Source organism: Paenibacillus sp. FSL R7-0198, from assembly GCF_038000415.1.
Classification (GTDB): Bacteria; Bacillota; Bacilli; order Paenibacillales; family Paenibacillaceae; genus Paenibacillus.
Genome location: NZ_JBBOCB010000001.1, coordinates 880,055 through 899,215, shown reverse-complemented (window position 1 = coordinate 899,215; position 19,161 = coordinate 880,055). Strand labels below are relative to the sequence as shown.

General features: G+C 44.2%; 17 protein-coding genes. 15 read left to right on the top strand and 2 right to left on the bottom strand.

All coding sequences use genetic code 11. The features are described 5' to 3' along the window. Nucleotides 1–25 precede the first annotated feature (25 nt). Both MKY87_RS03645 and MKY87_RS03640 read left to right on the top strand, forming a co-directional pair. The gene (locus MKY87_RS03645; RefSeq protein WP_339783157.1) at nt 26–1,489 is read left to right on the top strand and encodes a glycoside hydrolase family 1 protein; all 1,464 of its coding nucleotides are present in this window, start codon (nt 26–28) and stop codon (nt 1,487–1,489) included. Between the two features lie 168 nt (nt 1,490–1,657). Then, nucleotides 1,658–2,224: a 5' nucleotidase, NT5C type gene (locus MKY87_RS03640; protein ID WP_339783158.1), complete on the top strand. Its 567-nt coding sequence runs from the start codon at nt 1,658–1,660 to the stop codon at nt 2,222–2,224. 5 nt (nt 2,225–2,229) lie between these two features. Here MKY87_RS03640 and MKY87_RS03635 read toward each other — a convergent pair whose 3' ends face one another. Then, on the bottom strand, nt 2,230–3,114 hold the full coding sequence (locus MKY87_RS03635) for an AraC family transcriptional regulator (protein WP_339783160.1): 885 nt from the start codon (nt 3,112–3,114) through the stop codon (nt 2,230–2,232). 19 nt (nt 3,115–3,133) lie between these two features. Between MKY87_RS03635 and MKY87_RS03630 the strand changes: the two genes are divergently transcribed. The 12 genes from MKY87_RS03630 to MKY87_RS03575 all read left to right on the top strand — a co-directional run bounded on the left by MKY87_RS03630 (nt 3,134) and on the right by MKY87_RS03575 (nt 17,109). Further along, complete coding sequence (locus MKY87_RS03630) at nt 3,134–3,277, top strand: hypothetical protein (protein WP_340962974.1); 144 nt, start codon at nt 3,134–3,136, stop codon at nt 3,275–3,277. Continuing rightward, a complete protein-coding gene (locus MKY87_RS03625; RefSeq protein WP_445259896.1) occupies nt 3,249–5,969 on the top strand; it encodes a family 78 glycoside hydrolase catalytic domain in 2,721 nt (906 codons plus the stop codon). Before MKY87_RS03630 ends, MKY87_RS03625 begins: the two co-directional genes overlap by 29 nt. Nucleotides 5,970–6,082: 113 nt before the next feature. Then, nucleotides 6,083–6,559 (top strand): putative immunity protein, encoded by a 477-nt coding sequence (locus tag MKY87_RS03620; RefSeq protein ID WP_339783163.1) that lies wholly within the window; start codon nt 6,083–6,085, stop codon nt 6,557–6,559. Continuing rightward, nucleotides 6,540–7,073, top strand: a complete 534-nt coding sequence (locus MKY87_RS03615; RefSeq protein ID WP_340962972.1) for a GNAT family N-acetyltransferase — start codon at nt 6,540–6,542, stop codon at nt 7,071–7,073. Before MKY87_RS03620 ends, MKY87_RS03615 begins: the two co-directional genes overlap by 20 nt. A gap of 71 nt (nt 7,074–7,144) precedes the next feature. Further along, the gene (locus MKY87_RS03610) at nt 7,145–8,302 is read left to right on the top strand and encodes an acyltransferase (RefSeq protein ID WP_340962970.1); all 1,158 of its coding nucleotides are present in this window, start codon (nt 7,145–7,147) and stop codon (nt 8,300–8,302) included. Nucleotides 8,303–8,467: 165 nt separating this feature from the next. Then, complete coding sequence (locus MKY87_RS03605; protein WP_339783169.1) at nt 8,468–9,028, top strand: AAA family ATPase; 561 nt, start codon at nt 8,468–8,470, stop codon at nt 9,026–9,028. A gap of 56 nt (nt 9,029–9,084) precedes the next feature. Continuing rightward, nucleotides 9,085–9,384 carry a hypothetical protein gene (locus MKY87_RS03600; protein WP_339783171.1) on the top strand — a complete coding sequence of 100 codons (300 nt, stop codon included), beginning with the start codon at nt 9,085–9,087 and terminating at the stop codon, nt 9,382–9,384. 231 nt (nt 9,385–9,615) lie between these two features. After that, the gene (licT, locus tag MKY87_RS03595; RefSeq protein ID WP_091034839.1) at nt 9,616–10,455 is read left to right on the top strand and encodes a BglG family transcription antiterminator LicT; all 840 of its coding nucleotides are present in this window, start codon (nt 9,616–9,618) and stop codon (nt 10,453–10,455) included. 167 nt (nt 10,456–10,622) lie between these two features. Next, nucleotides 10,623–12,560: a beta-glucoside-specific PTS transporter subunit IIABC gene (locus MKY87_RS03590; protein WP_340962966.1), complete on the top strand. Its 1,938-nt coding sequence runs from the start codon at nt 10,623–10,625 to the stop codon at nt 12,558–12,560. 445 nt (nt 12,561–13,005) lie between these two features. Then, complete coding sequence (locus MKY87_RS03585) at nt 13,006–14,919, top strand: beta-glucoside-specific PTS transporter subunit IIABC (protein WP_340962965.1); 1,914 nt, start codon at nt 13,006–13,008, stop codon at nt 14,917–14,919. A gap of 34 nt (nt 14,920–14,953) precedes the next feature. Then, nucleotides 14,954–16,396 (top strand): 6-phospho-beta-glucosidase, encoded by a 1,443-nt coding sequence (locus MKY87_RS03580; protein ID WP_338587350.1) that lies wholly within the window; start codon nt 14,954–14,956, stop codon nt 16,394–16,396. A gap of 314 nt (nt 16,397–16,710) precedes the next feature. Beyond that, nucleotides 16,711–17,109 (top strand): RidA family protein, encoded by a 399-nt coding sequence (locus MKY87_RS03575; protein ID WP_091029198.1) that lies wholly within the window; start codon nt 16,711–16,713, stop codon nt 17,107–17,109. Between the two features lie 121 nt (nt 17,110–17,230). Here the strand turns inward: MKY87_RS03575 and MKY87_RS03570 are convergent, their stop codons facing one another. After that, nucleotides 17,231–18,391, bottom strand: a complete 1,161-nt coding sequence (locus tag MKY87_RS03570; protein WP_339783180.1) for a S8 family peptidase — start codon at nt 18,389–18,391, stop codon at nt 17,231–17,233. Between the two features lie 208 nt (nt 18,392–18,599). On the opposite strand from MKY87_RS03570, the gene MKY87_RS03565 reads away from it, so the two are divergent. Further along, complete coding sequence (locus MKY87_RS03565) at nt 18,600–19,130, top strand: GNAT family N-acetyltransferase (RefSeq protein ID WP_340962961.1); 531 nt, start codon at nt 18,600–18,602, stop codon at nt 19,128–19,130. Nucleotides 19,131–19,161 lie beyond the last annotated feature (31 nt).

Below are 19,161 nucleotides of genomic sequence, written 5' to 3'. Positions count from 1 at the left end.
ATCAACAAAAGAAGGAGAGATACGAATGATTAATCGACAAGGGTTCCCGGAAGGTTTTCTATGGGGCGGCGCTATTGCCGCTAACCAGGCTGAAGGTGGATTTGACGCTGGTGGCAAAGGATGGTCGACAGCCGACATGGTTCCTTATTTTGAAAAAAAGGATTATACCAACCTTAGAGAACTGATGCATGTTACCAGTGCAACGGTTGAGAAAGCAATGTCACATCATAGTGCAGAAGGTTATCCGAAGCGTTACGGGATTGATTTTTACCATCGTTTCAAAGAAGATATTGCACTCTTCGCAGAGCTGGGCTTCAAGACATTCCGTCTGTCCATCAACTGGCCGCGTATTTTCCCGAATGGTTATGATGCCGAGCCAAATGAAGAGGGACTGCGCTTCTATGACGAAGTGTTCGATGAACTCCGTAAATACGATATTGAACCGCTTGTAACCCTCTCGCATTATGAGATGCCTATGGCGCTTGTCCTCAAATATAACGGCTGGGCTGGTCGTGAAGTGATTGGACATTTTGTAAGATATGCGGAAACCGTGATGACCCGATACAAGGACAAAGTCAAATACTGGTTGACGTTTAATGAGATTAACACAACCATTATTGAACCGTTCACAGGTGGCGGTATTATTGAAGACCGGGTTGAAAACACGATGCAGGCTTCTTATCAGGCACTTCATCATCAATTTGTAGCCAGCAGCCTGGTAACAGAAAAGGCACGTCAGATTAACCCGAACTTCCAGATCGGATGTATGCTTGCGCGTATGATACACTACCCGGCGACGTCGAAGCCAGAGGATGTGCTGCAAGCTCAGATCGATAATCAACTCAACCTGCTGCATACGGATGTACAAGTTCGTGGTAGTTATCCAACGTTTATGGCTCGGTACTGGGCAGAGAACGGGATTACCATTGCCATGGAACAAGGAGATGAGCAGATCCTGCGTGAGCACACGGTTGATTTCATCTCATTCAGTTATTACACATCCTTGGTGTCCGCAGTGAACCCAGAGGAATATGGAGTAACTGGAGGTAACCTGTACAGTACGATTAAGAATCCGAATCTGGAGCGTACGGAATGGGGCTGGCAGCTTGATCCGATCGGTCTGCGCGTTGCATTGAAAGAGCTGTATGACCGTTATCAACTGCCATTGTTTGTGGTAGAGAACGGCCTTGGCGCGAAAGATACGGTTGAGGCAGATGGTTCCATCAACGATGATTACCGTATTGATTATCTGAGAAAACATATTACACAAATGAAAGAAGCCGTTATGGATGGTGTGGACCTGATGGGATATACCAACTGGGGAGCGATTGATATCATCAGTGCATCCACTTCGGAAATGTCCAAGCGTTATGGCGTAATCTACGTGGATCAGGATGACAACGGACAAGGCACATTGAATCGGTATAAGAAAAAGAGCTTTGGCTGGTACCAAAAAGTCATTGCCTCCAATGGTGAGAACTTGGAATAGATCAACCTATACAGGCACCCCGGACGTAGCTGGTATTACGGCGCCGGGGCGCCTTTTTAATATAATCAGGTGGAATTCTCATCAACGCTATTGGAATTTTAAGGTAAAAAAGATGACTGCATAACATTCTGGATGGTATACTGTGATCGTATTGGGGGAGGGATAACCATGAAGAAGCCTATTATTGCTGTAGATATGGATGACACGATATGTCATCTGGTCAAGCGGGCTATATATCACAACAACCTCAACTTCCCGACCCATCCGTTGCGCTATGAGGATATGATTCATTGGGATACATCCCATTTGCGTCATCCAGAGAGCACGCACGATGTATTTTATGGTCGGCCGGGTCTGTTCGAGGAATTGGAGTTATACGACGAGTATGTAGTAAATGAGATGCGAAAGCTGAACGATGCTTATGATGTTATTGTTGTGACGGCAGCAGAACCAAGAACAGTTGTTGAGAAGTGGAACTGGCTTCAGCAGCACATGCCTTTTATAACGGCTGAACAGTTTATTACATGTAAAAGAAAAAACTTGCTCGGATTCGATCTGCTCATTGATGATGGAGCACATAATCTGATTCCCGCCCATGAGGACGGCAAAAAGGTCATCTGTATCCCACATCCGTGGAATATACAGGAGCGTGAGCGATACAACTTTCCGTTGATGTCTTCATGGAAAGAGGCCAAGGCATACATAGATGAAGTGTTACAGGTTGTTGGTGTCTGAAAGCCTTATTGTCCAGAGTGCTGTGCTCTGGATTTTTTGCGATAGGCGAGAGGTGTTTCGCCTGTTATTTTTTTGAATGCACCATAGAATGAATCCATATCCCGATATCCGACCAGCTCGGCAATCAGGCTGATTTTGTGCTGTGAACTCTTTAGAACTTCGCAGCTTTTTTGTATACGCAGGTGTTGCAGGTAGCTGCTAAAGGTCTGTCCGGTATGTCGCAGAAACATTCGGCCAATCTGTTTTTCGCTAAAGCCCGATACACGTACTAAATCAGACATTCGGATTCGGTCGCTAACGTGTTGCTTGAGATAGTGAAGGATGTAATCAAAACCGGTGGAATGATTCTCTTCATCATGATCCTTTTGACAAAGTTGCCTGTAGGTCATCAATACCAACTGGCTCACCAGGGTGTATAACATGGTAGACGAACCGATTCCCGGAACGGAGGATTCACGGTACAGCTTCACCATTAGTTCTTCAATCCGGTCGTTGTGATCCACAACAGATATATAAGGAACCTGATTTTGTGCCAGATCCATCAGATGTTGAATGATTTCTTTTTCCTGAATGACGGATGTCAGGGTGTTGATCAATTCAGCATTAAATAAGCAATTATATAGAATTAACGGATGCTCGGTTACGTTTGTACTCACAGGACGAAAGACATGAGGAACGCCGACAGGAATAACAAACAGCATCCCCTTTGTCACCGGAATGACATCTTCACCGATATGATGAAAGCCCTTTCCTTCGGCAACATAACTATACTCAATAAAATCATGTGCGTGAAAAGGAAGCACAAAATCTTCAGAGCAACGATTGACGAAAAGTTGCAGATGATTATGCAGAAAGTATTCGCTTTTCATGAGTTGTACAGATGAATTCACAAGCAACCTCCTCACACAAATGGCTGAATCACCGGATGAAATAGTCCTGATTACCGGGTATTTAGGGCAACAGGATCGATATAATTATATCGTAACCCCGAATGGGAAGCCAAGATGGAAAGGACGATCTGCTAATGTTCAACGTGAGGCACCTTCGCTGTGAGTATAGAATCAATCCGATAGGCCTTGATGTAAAATCACCGAGATTAAGCTGGCAGTTGCAGTCTGATCGTCGGAACTGCATGCAATCCGCATACCAGATTCAGCTGTCATTGACGGAAGGTTTTGATGGGATTGTATGGGATTCAGGCAAGATTAGCACGGATCAATCCATACATGTGGAATTAAAACATTTTCAGCCTTCTCCGCGAACGCGATACTACTACCGGATTCGGGCATGGGATGATGCAGGAAGTGATTCCGGTTGGTCCGAAACGACCTTTTTCGAGATGGGACTTATGGATAGTCATAACAAGTGGCAAGCAGAATGGATCACAGCTCAACCATCAGATGATGGAGATACGTCATGCCCACGTATGCGCAAGCAGTTTAATGTGAAACAACCTGTTACGTCTGCCAGAATATATGTAACAGCACTTGGATTATACGAGTTGCATATGAACAACACAAGAGTAGGAGAAGATTATTTTACACCTGGCTGGACCTCTTATCGTAAGCGATTACAATATCAAACTTATGATGTTACCCACCTGCTTCAGGATGGACAGAATACATTAGGTGCTAATCTGGGAGATGGCTGGTACCGAGGGTATCTTGGCTGGAATAAAGAAAGGGAGATATTCGGTTCAACATCCGCATTGCTGCTGGAATTGCACATAAAATACGCAGATGGTTCGGAGGAATCTATTTTATCTAACGGGGATTGGACGGCGGCTCCAAGTGCCATTCGTATGTCGGACATCTATATGGGGGAGACGTATGATGCACGAATGGAGTCCGATTGGTCGGATTCATCTGAAGTGAATTGGTTACCCGTAAACGTATTGGAGCACCCGAAAGGTATCATCGTTGCGCAGGAGAACGTACCCGTCACCCAAGTCGAACAGTTACAGCCAATTGCTTTGCTGACAACTCCACAGGGAGATCGTGTAATAGACATGGGGCAGAATATGGTGGGATGGGTGAGATTCAGCATTCAAGGTAAGGCGGGTCAGACGGTTGAGCTGCACCATGCTGAGATCTTGGATCATGAAGGCAACTTTTACACCGATAATCTTCGCGCCGCCAAGCAGTGTATTCGCTACACCTGCAAGGGGGATGGCGTGGAAACATTTGAACCGCATTTTACATTCCAAGGCTTTCGCTATGTGAAGCTGGTTGGCTTCCCGGAACACGTTCGTCTGGATGAATTCACCGGAATAGTGCTGCACTCAAATATGGAGCAAACAGGTCAGTTCTCATGCTCCAGTCCACTGGTGAACCAACTGCATCACAATATATTGTGGGGGCAAAAGGGGAATTTCCTGGATGTGCCGACAGACTGTCCACAGAGGGATGAACGGCTCGGATGGACGGGTGATGCACAGATGTTTGTCCGCACATCTTCCTACCTGATGAATACGGCTCCCTTCTTCACCAAATGGCTACGGGATCTGGAAGCGGATCAGGGAGAAGATGGCGGTATTCCTTTCTTCGTTCCGGATCTGAGAAGTTCCACGTCAGAAGGATGGGGAGACACCAGTCATTCCTCCGCCGCTTGGGGTGATGCAGCCGTCATCTGTCCATGGACCATCTATGAGATGTATGGGGATGCCAGATTACTGGCCGAGCAATATGAGAGTATGAAGCGGTGGGTCGAATACATTCACGTGCAGGGTGACAATCCGTATCTGTGGAACACGGGATTTCACTTTGGCGATTGGCTGGGACTGGACTCCAAGCCCGATAGTTATGTCGGCGCAACGGACACGGACTATGTGGCGACTGCATTCTATGCCTATTCGGTTGCGTTAACTCAAAAAGCGGCTGAGGTACTTGGAAAGACAGACGATGCTGAATATTACAAGCAGTTGCATACAAACATTGTTCATGCGTTTCGAAATGAATTCGTGACTCCAGCTGGGAAAATCGCTGTTCCAACGCAAACAGCGCATGTTCTTGCACTCCAGTTTGACCTGCTGGACGCCACTGCCCGAACTCGTGCAGTTGAACAATTGGAGAAACTTGTGAGAGAGGCAGGGAATCATCTTACTACAGGCTTTGTGGGCACACCTTATCTGAATCCGGTACTGAGTGATGCGGGACTTCACGACCTGGCTTATACATTACTTTTTCAAGAAGATTATCCGTCCTGGTTATATCAGGTGACTCAAGGCGCAACGACTGTCTGGGAACATTGGGATGGGATCAAAGAGGATGGAAGTCTCTGGAGTGCTGATATGAACTCATTTAACCACTATGCGTACGGTGCGATTGGAGAATGGCTGTATCGTTATGTTGCTGGCATTCGGTCCGATGAACATCAGCCAGGATTCCGAATGGTGCATATAGAGCCGCAACCCGGACCTGAACTGGATTGGGTAGAAGCGAGTCTGGAGACGATGTATGGTCAAGTTGCTTCAAGCTGGCACCGACTGGCGGAGGGTGAAATGGAGATTCGGGTGCATATTCCCGCCAACACAAGAGGTACGGTACGTCTTCCTGGAGCAGGTGCACAGATCATTCTGGAGCAAGGGAACCCGTTGGATCAGGTAAGTGAAGTCGAGAATATTCAAAGTATTGGAGACGATGTTGAAGTCACACTTGGATCTGGGAGTTACCAATTCACGTACAAAGACACGGATACGAAGAATGAACGGGGTGTTCAGGAGGCAACATTGACAGAGTCCGTATAATGATAGAAAAAGCGATAAGAGGTACACTTGAAGAGGATCTGCACACGCAGGTCCTTTTTGGAACTTGTCTGAGAGTGAATTTGTAGTATTTGAACAATGAAAGGAGCATGACCATGGCAGAACCTGCATTCAAAGATGTACCTTTGCGCCGCGAAATAGAGGATTTGGCTAAGCAACAAGATCACCATACATTGGCCTGTTGGGCTACGGAGTGTGCGGCACGTGTCTTGCCTATATTTGAGGCGTACCAGTTGGAGGATCTCCGCGCCCGTGATGCCATTAATGCAGGAAGAGGTTGGATCCGTGGAGAGATTACCATGGTTGATGCTCGAAAGGCGGCTTTTGCAGCTCATGCTGCTGCACGGGAAGCCGATAATATCGCTGCCTCTGCTGCATCTCGTGCGGCGGGACACGCAGCTGCAACGGCCCATGTCAAAGGCCATGCGGTGCATGCCGCAACGTATGCAGTGAAAGCTATCTTTTATGACTGTTTGATGGAAGAGCAAGAACGTCGTGTCCTGGAAGAGAGAACGTGGCAATATCAATATCTGTTGGGAGGAAATACGGGTCATGGGGAAAGAACACGTTAGATTAATTAAACCATCACAAGCATATAAGGATGCGTATTTGGCATTTTATGAAGACTGGATCAGAAGTGGAGAATTGATGGTACCTTGGGTCATTTCCAAAGATCCTTATGCGTTCGATGAGATGTTGGCGTTTTTGCAGCGCAATGAACAAGGGATTGACATCCCGGAAGGCTGGGTCAAAGACAGTACATACTGGCTGGTCACGGAGAGTCAACAAATCGTGGGTGCCGTCAATATAAGGCATGAGCTTAACGACAAATTGTTCAACAGTGGAGGGCATATTGGATATGGTATTCGTCCAGGAGAGCGGCAAAGTGGCTATGGTTCCGAAATACTCAGGCTTTCTTTGGAGAAAACGAGAGAGCTTGGAATTACCAAAGTATTGGTCGTATGCGATGCGGTTAATGAGCCTTCCAGAAGGGTTATCCTTCGAAATGGTGGCATTCGGGATGAAGACTATGTGGAGTCAAATGGCAACATTGTTGAACGATTCTGGATAGAAAATGTCGAATAATGCAGAATAATGGTGTAATATAACGAAAATAATATGGATTATGATTGTATTACCCTCGTGTGCTGATTAAAATGAAGCATAGAATCTGGATTGCGGCCGGAAACTATCATCCCATATCAGGCACAAGTGAGGTTATCTTTATGAATCAACCGGTTAATCGGCCCCGGAGAATTGAGTACCTGGATCTCTATCGTGCGTTTGCCATCATGGCAGTGGTAGCTATTCATGCAACTTCAACTGCAGTTGCGCATTACCCCAAGCACACATTAGATCATGATGTGTATTATTTCTGGAACACGTTTTTGCAATTTGCCGTTCCAGCGTTTCTGTTCCTTTCATCCCTGGTCTTGTTCTACAACTACAGCTCCAAGGTGAATGAGAAGGGTTGGATGCTCGCTTTTTATAAGAAGCGTTTATTTAATGTATTTGTACCCTATGTGATGTGGTCCCTTATCTACTTTGCTATTAAACAGTTGCTTGCGGGCAAAGAACCTTTGACCCATGGTGTTCAATTTGCCAAACAATTAGTGATGGGAACCGCTCATACACACTTGTACTTTTTTCTGATTATTCTTCAATTCTATATCGTTTTTCCATGGCTTCTGTCCCTTACACGCCATCGTTTGTTTAATCGTTATTTGCCATTATTCTTTATTGCTGGCCAAGCGATCTTCTATGCACTACATTTGCAGTTTCACTTCGAACGAACAGGAAGTTTGTTAGCCAGTTATCTGATCGTGATTGGTTTTGGCGCATGGGTTGGGCTGAACTTTGAGTGGGCATTGAATAAACTGTATACTCACCGTTACGTGCTTATAGCTGCGTTGTTGAGCGGAGGTGCCATTTTTATATATGGTAATGCTTATATCAAAACCGCTTTTGCTGCATACCCGGTGGTAACCTATACCGTGCTGTTCCTGTTCCGAAATCTATTTACGTTGTCAGCCTGCTTGCTCCTGCTGATCTTTAGTGAACGAATCGGCACAGGAAAACATACTGAAGTTCGTAAAGCTACGCATGTTCTGGACTCCTTGGGTACAGTTGCGTTCGGTGTGTTTTTAATGCACCCACTTGTGCTGCTCTTCTGGAGACGTGAATTCACAGATGAACTGGCTCGGCACTTCAGCCTGGGTATCATTCTATCTTATATTGTCGCGCTCCTGATCTCATGGATCTGCGCGATGGGATTGCGCCGGATGAAGTGGGGATGGGTACTGATTGGACGTTAAGTTAAAATAAACATATTTCATTTAAGATAAGAGATTTCAAGGCCCCGAGCGTTGAGGGAATCACTTGAAACCTCTTTTTTATTTGTCCTAAAGAAGGTATCATAGAGTTTAATGTCCATAAAATTGAATTAATGGAATGCACACTACCTTGTCAGGAGTGATCGAATGAAATTGGTGATTATTTTTGGTCCGCAGGCTGTGGGCAAAATGACGGTTGGGCAAGAACTGGAGAAGATAACAAAGCTTAAATTGTTTCATAACCATATGACCATTGAATTGGTGTCTCCTTATTTCAGCTATGGTACACCACAAGGCAAAAGACTGGTGAGTCTGTTCCGGCAGGAGATTTTTGAAGAAGTGGCAAAGAGTGATTTGCCGGGTTTGATTTTTACTTTTGTATGGGCGTTTGATTTGGCGAAAGACGGAGAGTACATTCGTCAAATCAGGGAGTTATTCGAATCTAATGGAGGACAGGTCTGTTATGTGGAACTGGAGGCTGATCCATCGGAAAGACTGGAGCGTAACAAGAGTCCGCATCGGCTGCTGCATAAGCCAACAAAACGTGACATCGCGTGGTCTGAGCGAGATTTGCTTGATACGATGAAGAAATATCGACTGAACTCGGAAGCAGAAGAAATCACGCATGAACACTACATACGGATCGATAACACACATAAGAGCCCGGATGAAGTGGCACAGTTAATCCAGGAACGCTTTAATTTGTAATCTGAGAAACGTCTAACTTAGCAAAGTAGATACTTTATATGAGAGGGGCACTATATATGTATTTTGTTATATTTTTGCTCATAGGACTTGTTTTATGTTATCTGATCCCATTCGGTCCAATACTGGCCGGGGGCATTGTTTTCGCACTTGTGATAGATCATTACCGTCAGACGATGCATATGCGTGAAGATATCCGAGACATCAAGAATCATCTGGGGTTAATGAACAAAGGCGAGGCGAAAGAGTACGAGATGGATAAAGAATACACTCAAGTTGATCGTTTGGATCTAGAAGAAATGGACACGATTAATCGAAGAATTGAAGCGGAACTGGAGAAAGAAAGCAAAAAACATTAAACCATAAATCCTTGTAAAATAATTCATGTTTTGCACACTCCTGTGAGTATATTTACCTAGATCGGGAGTCATGCTAATTCGATATTAACTTTTTGTTGCACTGTGTAGAAATTTGTAATATTATGAGGGAAGCGCGTACAACATATCGGGTTGTAACTGTTGAATCAGGCAAAGCCGTATACCTTGAGAAAAGGGATTGGTTTGTCTTTTTCTGTATATTGGAGTGATAAAGTGAAAATCGAGAAGGTGCTGAACAATAATGCTGTAGTTGCAATGAATGACGAACAGGAAGTTATTATCATTGGCCGGGGGATTGCTTATCAGAAGCGGGCGGGTGATATGGTTTCCGAGCAGCATATCGACAAGATATTTACTTTACAGAATGAAGATATTCAGGAAAACTTCAAGGCATTAATCTCAAGCATTCCTCTGGAATACATGAAAGTATCCGAGGAAATCATCGCTTACGCCAAGCTAAAACTTGGAAAGAAATTAAATGAGAGCATTTACTTACATCTCACAGACCATATTCACTTTGCCATTGAGCGGTATCGCAAGAATCTGCCCATACGCAACGGCTTAATCTGGGAGACAAAGCAGTTATACAAAGAGGAATATGAAGTCGGAATGGAAGCGCTCAATATGATCTGTGATCAGTTTGGTGTGATCTTGCCCGAGGACGAAGCCGGTTTTATGGCACTTCACTTTGTCAATGCAGCTTTGAATGAGGAAATGCCCAACATCAAGAGTATGACGCAGGTCATGCAGGAAATTTTGACAATCATCAAGTATCATTTCAAGATTGATTTTGATGAGAACTCACTGACATTTTATCGCTTTGTGACGCATTTGAAGTTTTTCGCCCAACGTTTGGTGAAGGGAAAACATTACAAGAGCAACAACGATGATGAACTGTTTCTGATGATTCAGAAAAAGTATCCAGCAGCGCACAAGTGCTCGGAGAAAATCAAGAAATTCATTGAAAGCAACTACACGTATCAACTAACTGACGAAGAAATGATGTACTTAACGATTCATATTGAGAGAGTTGTGAATGCAACTTCTGAATAATCCCATAGATCAGCTTGCAGGGTTGCAACCACTAGGGCAAAACCTGAACGCTTGAATGACAGAACATACCGTTAACCGGATGTTCCGTACATTCAGATGTTCAGGTTTTTTTATTCTCTCCAATATGCTTCGAATCCGTGTCTAGCCAGAAAGGAAGAAAAGACTTCATGAAACACGAGCAATTAGCCAAAGACATTCTGTCTGGCGTTGGTGGTAAACAGAACATTAACAGCGTGGTGCACTGCGCGACCAGACTTCGTTTCAAATTAAAAAATGACAATAATGCCAAAACAGACGAACTCAAAAATTTGCCTGGAGTCATAACGGTAATGCAAAGTGGTGGACAATACCAGGTCGTTGTGGGTAACGAAGTGTCTGATGTGTATAAAGCCTTGCTACAGGTGGGTAATATGAATGCGGATGAACCGGTCTCAAGTGATGAGTCAGAATCTTCCGGTAAAAAAGAGAGTCTCTTGGGTCAGTTTATCGACTTGATCTCGGGTGTATTTACACCAATTCTCGGCTTGCTAGCTGCAACAGGGATGATCAAAGGTTTCCTGTCCATGTTTACTTCTCTCGAATGGTTGGACCCGGCTTCAGGCACATATCAATTGTTGAATGCTGCTGGTGACTGTCTGTTCTACTTCTTCCCAATCTTCCTGGGTTACACAGCTATGAAAAAATTCGGTGGATCTCCTTTCCTCGGGATGGCCATCGGAGCATCACTTGTATATCCGACCTTATCCGGTCTTAGTGGTGGGGAACCGCTTTATACGCTGTTTGCAGGCACATTATTTGAATCACCGATTCATATCACGTTCCTGGGTATTCCCGTTATCTTGATGAGTTATTCCTCATCCGTCATTCCGATTATTATTGCTGCTTATTTTGGAGCAAAGGTAGAAGCATTCTTCAAAAAGATCATTCCTTCTGTTGTGAGAACGTTCCTCACGCCATTCTTTACAATTCTGATTGTTGTACCTGTAACATTCCTCTTGATTGGTCCAATCGCAACATGGGCAAGTCAGCTGATTGGTGCCGGGGTATCGGGCATTTATGACTTGAGTCCGTTAGTAACCGGTATTGTTGTTGGTGGATTGTGGCAAGTATTGGTGATCTTCGGGTTACACTGGGGTATCGTACCCATCATGTTGCTGAATCTGTCCACTCTGAAAGCAGATCCGATTCTGGCGATGATGTTTGCTGCTTCTTTTGCTCAGATTGGTGCCGTTCTTGGCGTTATGCTTAAAACGAAAAATACCAAACTCAAATCACTAGGGGTTCCTGCCTTTGTGTCCGGGATTTTTGGCGTAACTGAGCCTGCTATCTATGGTCTTACTTTGCCACTGAAAAAACCATTTATTATGAGTTGTATTTCTTCTGCAGTAGCTGGTGGTATTATTGGATTCGCAGGTTCCAAAATGTTTGTATTTGCATCAGGCATCTTTGGTGTTCCAGCGCTTATTAGTCCGACAGCAGGGATTAACTATGAATTCTGGATGGCTATGATTGCCACTATCATTGCTTTTGTACTAGGCTTTGTTCTCGTTTATTTTGTAGGATTCAAAGATCCTGCTAATCCGGAGGCTGCCAAACAGGCTCCAGAGCCAGTAAAAGAAGAGAAGGCTGCACTTGAGCCTAATCCAAACAATCGTTACGAAATTGCCAGCCCAATGACGGGTGAGGTGGTTCCTTTGCAAGAAATTAACGATGCTACATTTGCTGGTGAACATATGGGTAAAGGGATTGCTATTCGTCCAACCAGTGGGAGAGTTGTATCTCCGATTAATGGTGTGGTACAGACGATTTATCGTACCAAACATGCAATCGGACTTGTGGATGATCAAGGTGTAGAGATTCTAATCCATATCGGTCAGGATACGGTACAGCTCAAAGGTCAACATTTCACTGCCCATGTGAAAGACGGAGATCGTGTGAGTGTTGGTGATCTGATCGTTGAATTTGATCTTCAAGCTATTATTGAGGCGGGATATGAGACCGTAACACCGATTATTGTGACCAATACGGCAGATTATTTGGACGTGGTTGCTACAACAAATCGGGAAGTGCAAGAAAAGGATAAATTGGTTACTGTTATTGGTTAATTCTGCTTCAGTGCGTATTTATAAATGTGAACATTATGCTAAAAAGGGACGCTTTCGATGCTTTCGAAAGCGTCTCTTTTTAGCATTTTCGGTCACTTTAATGCATTTATGAATTTAATAAAAATAAGTGTTGCAAACGTAGTTCAGATGTACTATGATGAGTTCAAGAAGTAAGCGCATACATCAATCGGGTTGTAACTGTTCAATCAGGCAATGCCGACCATCCTCAGTTCAGAGGGTATGGAATGCAACTTACTTTCGTTATCCAAATAATTAAATACCAATGTGTACAGCCTTACAGGGTTGCAACCGTTAAGGGCAAAACCTGAATTGCTGAATAACACGACTGATTTCCGGACGATCCGGTATGTTGTGTATGTTCAGTGGTTCAGGTTTTATTTGTTTCAAAAGTCATGGGGAGTCTACTTAGAGAGGGAGAATTACAATGAGCAACTACGATCAATTAGCTAAGGACATTCTGTCACGTGTAGGTGGTCGCGAGAACGTAAACAGTGTATTCCATTGCGTAACAAGACTGCGGTTTAAACTTAAAAATGAAAGCGTAGCCAAAACGGAAGAACTTAAAAATCTGCCAGGTGTTATTACCGTCATGCAAAGTGGTGGACAATATCAGGTCGTTATCGGCAATGAAGTGCCGGATGTATATAAAGCAGTGGTTAAAGCGGGGAATTTCCCAAGTGAAGGTCAATTTGAAGAGGAAGCAGACAACTCAGGCAAGAAAGTTGGATTGTTCAGTCGATTTATCGACATGATCTCCGGTGTGTTCACACCGTTACTCGGTTTGCTGGCTGCAACAGGTATGATCAAAGGTTTTACAGCCATGTTTTTATCCTTTGGATGGATTACGGAAACTTCTGGAACGTACCAACTGTTAAATGCAACGGGTGACTGTCTGTTCTACTTCTTCCCAATCTTCCTTGGTTATACGGCAATCAAGAAATTTGGCGGTTCACCGTTCCTGGGAATGGCGATAGGTGCTTCGTTAGTTTATCCTTCGCTGTCTGGTTTGACTGCTGGAGATCCATTGTACACCCTGTTTGCAGGTACGTTAATTGAATCACCGATTCACATTACGTTCCTGGGTATTCCAGTTATTCTGATGAGTTATTCAACATCGGTTATTCCAATCATTATTGCTACATTCTTCGCTGTTAAAATTGAAAGATTCTTTAAAAATATTATTCCTAAAGTTGTTAGCACGTTCCTTGTTCCATTCTTTACATTGCTCGTTATCGTTCCGGCAACGTTCATACTGATTGGTCCAGTATCCACTTGGGCAGGCCAGTTGATTGGTGCAGGAGCAACCGGCATCTACGATTTAAGTCCAGTGGTTACAGGTTTGCTTATCGGTGGATTGTGGCAAGTGTTTGTACTGTTTGGACTCCACTGGGGACTCGTGCCAGTCATGCTTCTTAACTTGAGTACTTCTGGGGCTGATCCGGTAATTGCCATGTCTTTTGCTGCCTCCTTTGCTCAAATCGGTGCTGTACTTGCCGTTATACTGAAAACGAAAAATACGAAATTGAAATCTTTAGGTATTCCGGCCTTCATCTCTGGGATCTTCGGTGTAACCGAGCCAGCTATCTACGGTCTGACACTTCCACTGAAAAAACCATTTATCATGAGCTGTATTGCTGGTGGTATCGGTGGTGGTATCTTGGGACTGGCCGGTTCGAAATTATACATCTTTGGTGGACTGGGAGTATTCGGATTCCCAAGTTTCATTAATAAAGCAACAGGTGTTGATTCTGGTTTCTATATGGCTCTGGTTGCATGTGGTATCGCATTTGTCCTTGGTTTTATTCTGACGTACGTGGTTGGGTTCAAAGACAAAGTGGAAGCTGCACCAGCTCCAGCACCTGTACTTGATCCAAATCCGAACAGCAGATACGAAATTGTAAGCCCAATGGCTGGTGAAGTTGTTGCATTGAACGAAATTAATGACATAACGTTTGCAGGAGAGCACATGGGTAAAGGGATTGCAATCCGTCCAACCAGTGGCAGAGTGGTATCTCCAATTACAGGTGTTGTTCAAACCGTATATCGTACCAAACACGCTATTGGTCTTGTAAGCGATGATGGTGTAGAGTTGCTGATCCATATTGGACAGGATACGGTAAAGCTGAAAGGTCAACATTTTACAACTCATGTGAAAGATGGAGACCGTGTTAACGCTGGTGACCTGATTGTTGAGTTTGATCTACAAGCGATTAAGGATGCAGGATATGAGACAGTTACACCGATCATTGTCACTAATACTTCAAGTTATCTGGACGTTGTAGGAACAAAAGAGGCATCCGTTCATGAGAAAGATAAATTGATCACGGTATTAAGCTAATTGGAATCACAGATGGTATAGGAGGAACGTCTCAATGAATGAAAAATTTACAGCCTTCCCGGAGAATTTTCTTTGGGGAGGAGCTACTGCAGCGAATCAATTGGAAGGTGCTTATCTGGAAGGTGGCAAAGGTTTAACAACTGTAGATCTGATTCCGATTGGTGCCAATCGATGGAATATTGCTCTGGGTAACCTGGATTCGTATGAGCCAAAAGCAGGGGAATTTTATCCTTCACATGAAGCCATCGACTTCTATCATCGATATAAGGAAGATATTGCGTTATTTGCAGAAATGGGATTTAAGTGCCTCAGGCTTTCCATAGCCTGGGCACGGATTTTCCCTAATGGCGATGAAGCGGAGCCAAACGAAGCAGGCTTGCAATTTTATGATGATGTCTTTGATGAGTTATTGAAATACAATATTGAACCTGTCGTGACGATCTGCCATTTCGATGTACCTGTACATCTGGTCAAGACTTACGGCGGTTGGAAGAATCGCAAAATGGTCGATTTTTTTGAGAAATATGCGACGACATTGTTCAATCGATACAAGAATAAAGTGAAATACTGGATGACGTTTAATGAAATCAATATGTTGCTGCATCTCCCGTACATTGGAGCGGGTATTGTTCTGCAGGAAGGTGAAAACAAAGATCAGGTCCTATATCAGGCAGCACATCATGAATTGGTAGCGAGTGCACTTGCTGTTAAGGCTTGTCATGATATCATTCCTGGTGCACAGATTGGTTGTATGTTGGCCGCTGGAATGGTGTATCCATACAGCTCTAATCCGGATGATGTATGGAAAGCCATGGAGAAAGATCGTGAATCGTTCTTCTTCATCGACGTGCAGTCGAAGGGAGCATATCCGGGTTATACAAAAAGATTTTTCAGAGAAAATGACATTCAGATTGACATGCAACCGGAAGATGCAGATATATTGATGCAGAACACGGTCGACTATATCGGTTTTAGCTACTATGCAAGCCGGTGTACAAGTACGGACCCTGAGATTTTGAAAGATTCGACAGAAGGCAATGTATTTGGTTCGGTGAAGAATCCATATCTTCAAGCATCTGAGTGGGGATGGACCATTGATCCTAAGGGGCTTCGAATTACGCTTAATCAACTGCATGACCGCTATGGCAAACCGTTGTTTATCGTAGAAAATGGACTTGGGGCAACCGATGTGTTGTTAGACAATGACTCCGTTGAAGATGACTATCGCATCGAATATTTGAATAGTCATTTTGCCGAGATGGCTGAAGCGATTCAAGACGGTGTAGAGCTCATAGGTTACACAAGCTGGGGACCGATTGACCTGGTCAGTGCGGGTACCGGAGAGATGAAGAAACGTTATGGCTATATCTATGTAGACCGAAATAATGATGGTACGGGCACACTTCGCAGAGTGAAAAAGAAGAGTTTTCACTGGTACAAAGATGTCATTGCGAGTAATGGCGCACAATATTTCTGATACAAGGTGATTGGCGCTATAGAATAAACAAAGAGCAGTCTCGTTATTATGGGATTGCTCTTTGTTTATGAGGGGATGAATTTGACCCTTGATGCGGCTTTCAGATATAATAAAGAAATGAAGAGAATCTTGTCACTTAAGAAGGGAGGAGCATCCGCTCATGAAGAAAAAATCACTTGCGTTTATATCTTCGGGATATGGATACTCCACTGCTGTCTTTTTCTAGAATCTATTCCAAGGGTGAAGTCTGCCCAAAATCGGAAGAAAACTAGGAAGTAACGCAGAAAAATCTTAAGAATGATGAGGTAATCCAAATGAATATTGACAAAATTACTAGAACAAATCCAGAAAATATGCCAGCTCCTGTAGGTCAGTACACGCATATTACAAGAATCCCGAGGAATGCAGAATTATTTGTGACTTCGGGTCAAATTGGAGCAGATCATAATGGACGCTTTCCAGAGAGTCTGAATGAGCAAGTCACTAATACATTTAATAATATTAAAACAGTGCTCGAATCTGAGCGCTTAGATGCTGAACATATTATCAAAGTGAACGTATGGGCAACCGAGGAAATCGATTGGGATTTCTTATATGCCGAGTGGGGACAATTATTTAGTACGGATTATCCTGCAATGACGATTGGATATATTACGGCATTAGGTCTACCAGAGATTAAAATTGAAATAGAGCTTTGGGCAGCAAAAGTGTAACATCGAATACTTTCTAACCAAACGAAGGAGCATCTCACTTGCAGATGCCCCTTCGTTTTTTTATTTGTGTAAAAATGGAAAGGATATGCCATGTGTGCAATCATGAGCGATAGTAGGTGTATTATGGCACCTGCAAGCTCTGATAAGCATTCAGTCGACCATATGTCCAGTAGATCCCGGAGCCTGATACCGGATCAGAAGCGAAACACAGCGCATCCCGAATCTGAGCATTTGTTTTTCCTTGTGCAGCAAGAAGTGCAGCTACTCCAGCCACATGAGGGGCAGCCATGGACGTACCGCTAAGGTAGGCATAGGAACCACCCAGGTATGTGGATAGTATGGTATCACCCGGGGCAGCCATATCCACCCAGGAACCATAGTTGGAGAAATTGGATTTGAGATCGGAGGGGTTGGTTGAAGCAACGGCAATCACGTTGGGATACGAGGCGGGTACGATTGGGAATGAAGTGTTGTCGTTACCGGCTGCAGCAATAATCACAGCTCCTCGATCCCAAGCATATTGTACGGCAGCTTGAAGGAAAGCGTCTCCCATCGGACCACCAAGGCTCAGGTTAACAACCTGTACACCGTTATTGGCAGCATAGACAAGCCCGTTACCGACATTACCTATCGTTCCTTGCCCGCTGTTATCCAGTACTCGGAGCGGAACGATGGATGCGAGTGGTGCAGCGCCTGCAATACCCACACCATTGTTGGTAACGGAGGCAGCGATCCCAGCTACATGGGTGCCGTGACCGTTCCCGTCCTCAGGGATGTTATCATAATCAACATAATCATAACCGGGAAGGAGCTTGGAGGCCAATTCTGGATGATTCAGCTGTACACCGGTATCAATAATGGCGATTTTGACAGAGCTGTTACTCTGAGTAATGTCCCATGCAGCGGGTGCATTGATTTTGGACAGGTTATACTGATAAGGAAAGAAAGGGTCATTAGGAGTGAAGGAAGCCTCAACGAGGTAATTCGGCTCTGCATGTTCAATAAACTCATGATCTTTGTAATGTTTAAGCATCCGGTGCATTTTTTTGCGGGATTCCACACGGTACCATCCTAAATCTTCATAGGTCTCAGCGACCTTACATCTCCCTTTTTTGTGAAGGGTGTGCATCTCATCCTCGGTTGTACCTTCCTTGAATTTGACTAAGAGCTGCTTGGGAGCATGAGGGTGAAACTTGCTCTCGGCACGTCGGTCCAGATAACGATACACGAACACGATTATTGCTAGCAAAATGAAACCAAAAACACCTAACCATAACCACATGAGCGTTTCTCCCTCCAATATGGATTGTGACACGCCTTATCGTATGCGAACTCTATCAGACTGCGTGGGCACTCTTTCAATTTGGTTAGTAGTACAGATAGATTGATAGGACGGGATAAATTCGGTAAGATGAGATGAAGAGAGCCGATCTTGGCGAACAAGATTCAAGGAGGCCAAGAAGTAGCTCCTAATACAGAGGATAAGGAATGTGGATTTATTGACACAACTTCAGAGTATACCAACAGTCACACCAGTTCAGGCACACCAGATTCATGATGCCATTGATTTTGCCATGCGTGTACGCAGAGAAGTGTTTCCAATGATGGGTCATACGAAATTGCCTGTGGACTTCGAGCAGTTCAGAGAACATTATCTGGACTCTAACGATGCGATCTTTCTTGTTGCAATGATGGAGGATGCGGGCATCGTTGGTTCTATTGGGATTTTGCCATATGATGGGCGAATTGAAGCCGTGGAAGGACGATATGAAGCTCAGTCTGCAGCCGAAATTGTGAAATGTTATGTAGATCCTGAGTATCGCAGATACGGCATTGGTTCGATGATGTTAAAGGAACTGGAGAATGTGGTGAAGGATATGCACTATACGACGCTGTATTTGCATACACATCGCTTCTTGCCAGGAGCCGTAGATTTCTGGAAACGCCAAGGGTTTACGGTTATTGCTGAGCAGGATGATGACTGGCAAACCGTACATATGGACAAGTTCGCACGTAAGTGACCATTGGAATTTATTGAAGGAAAATGACATT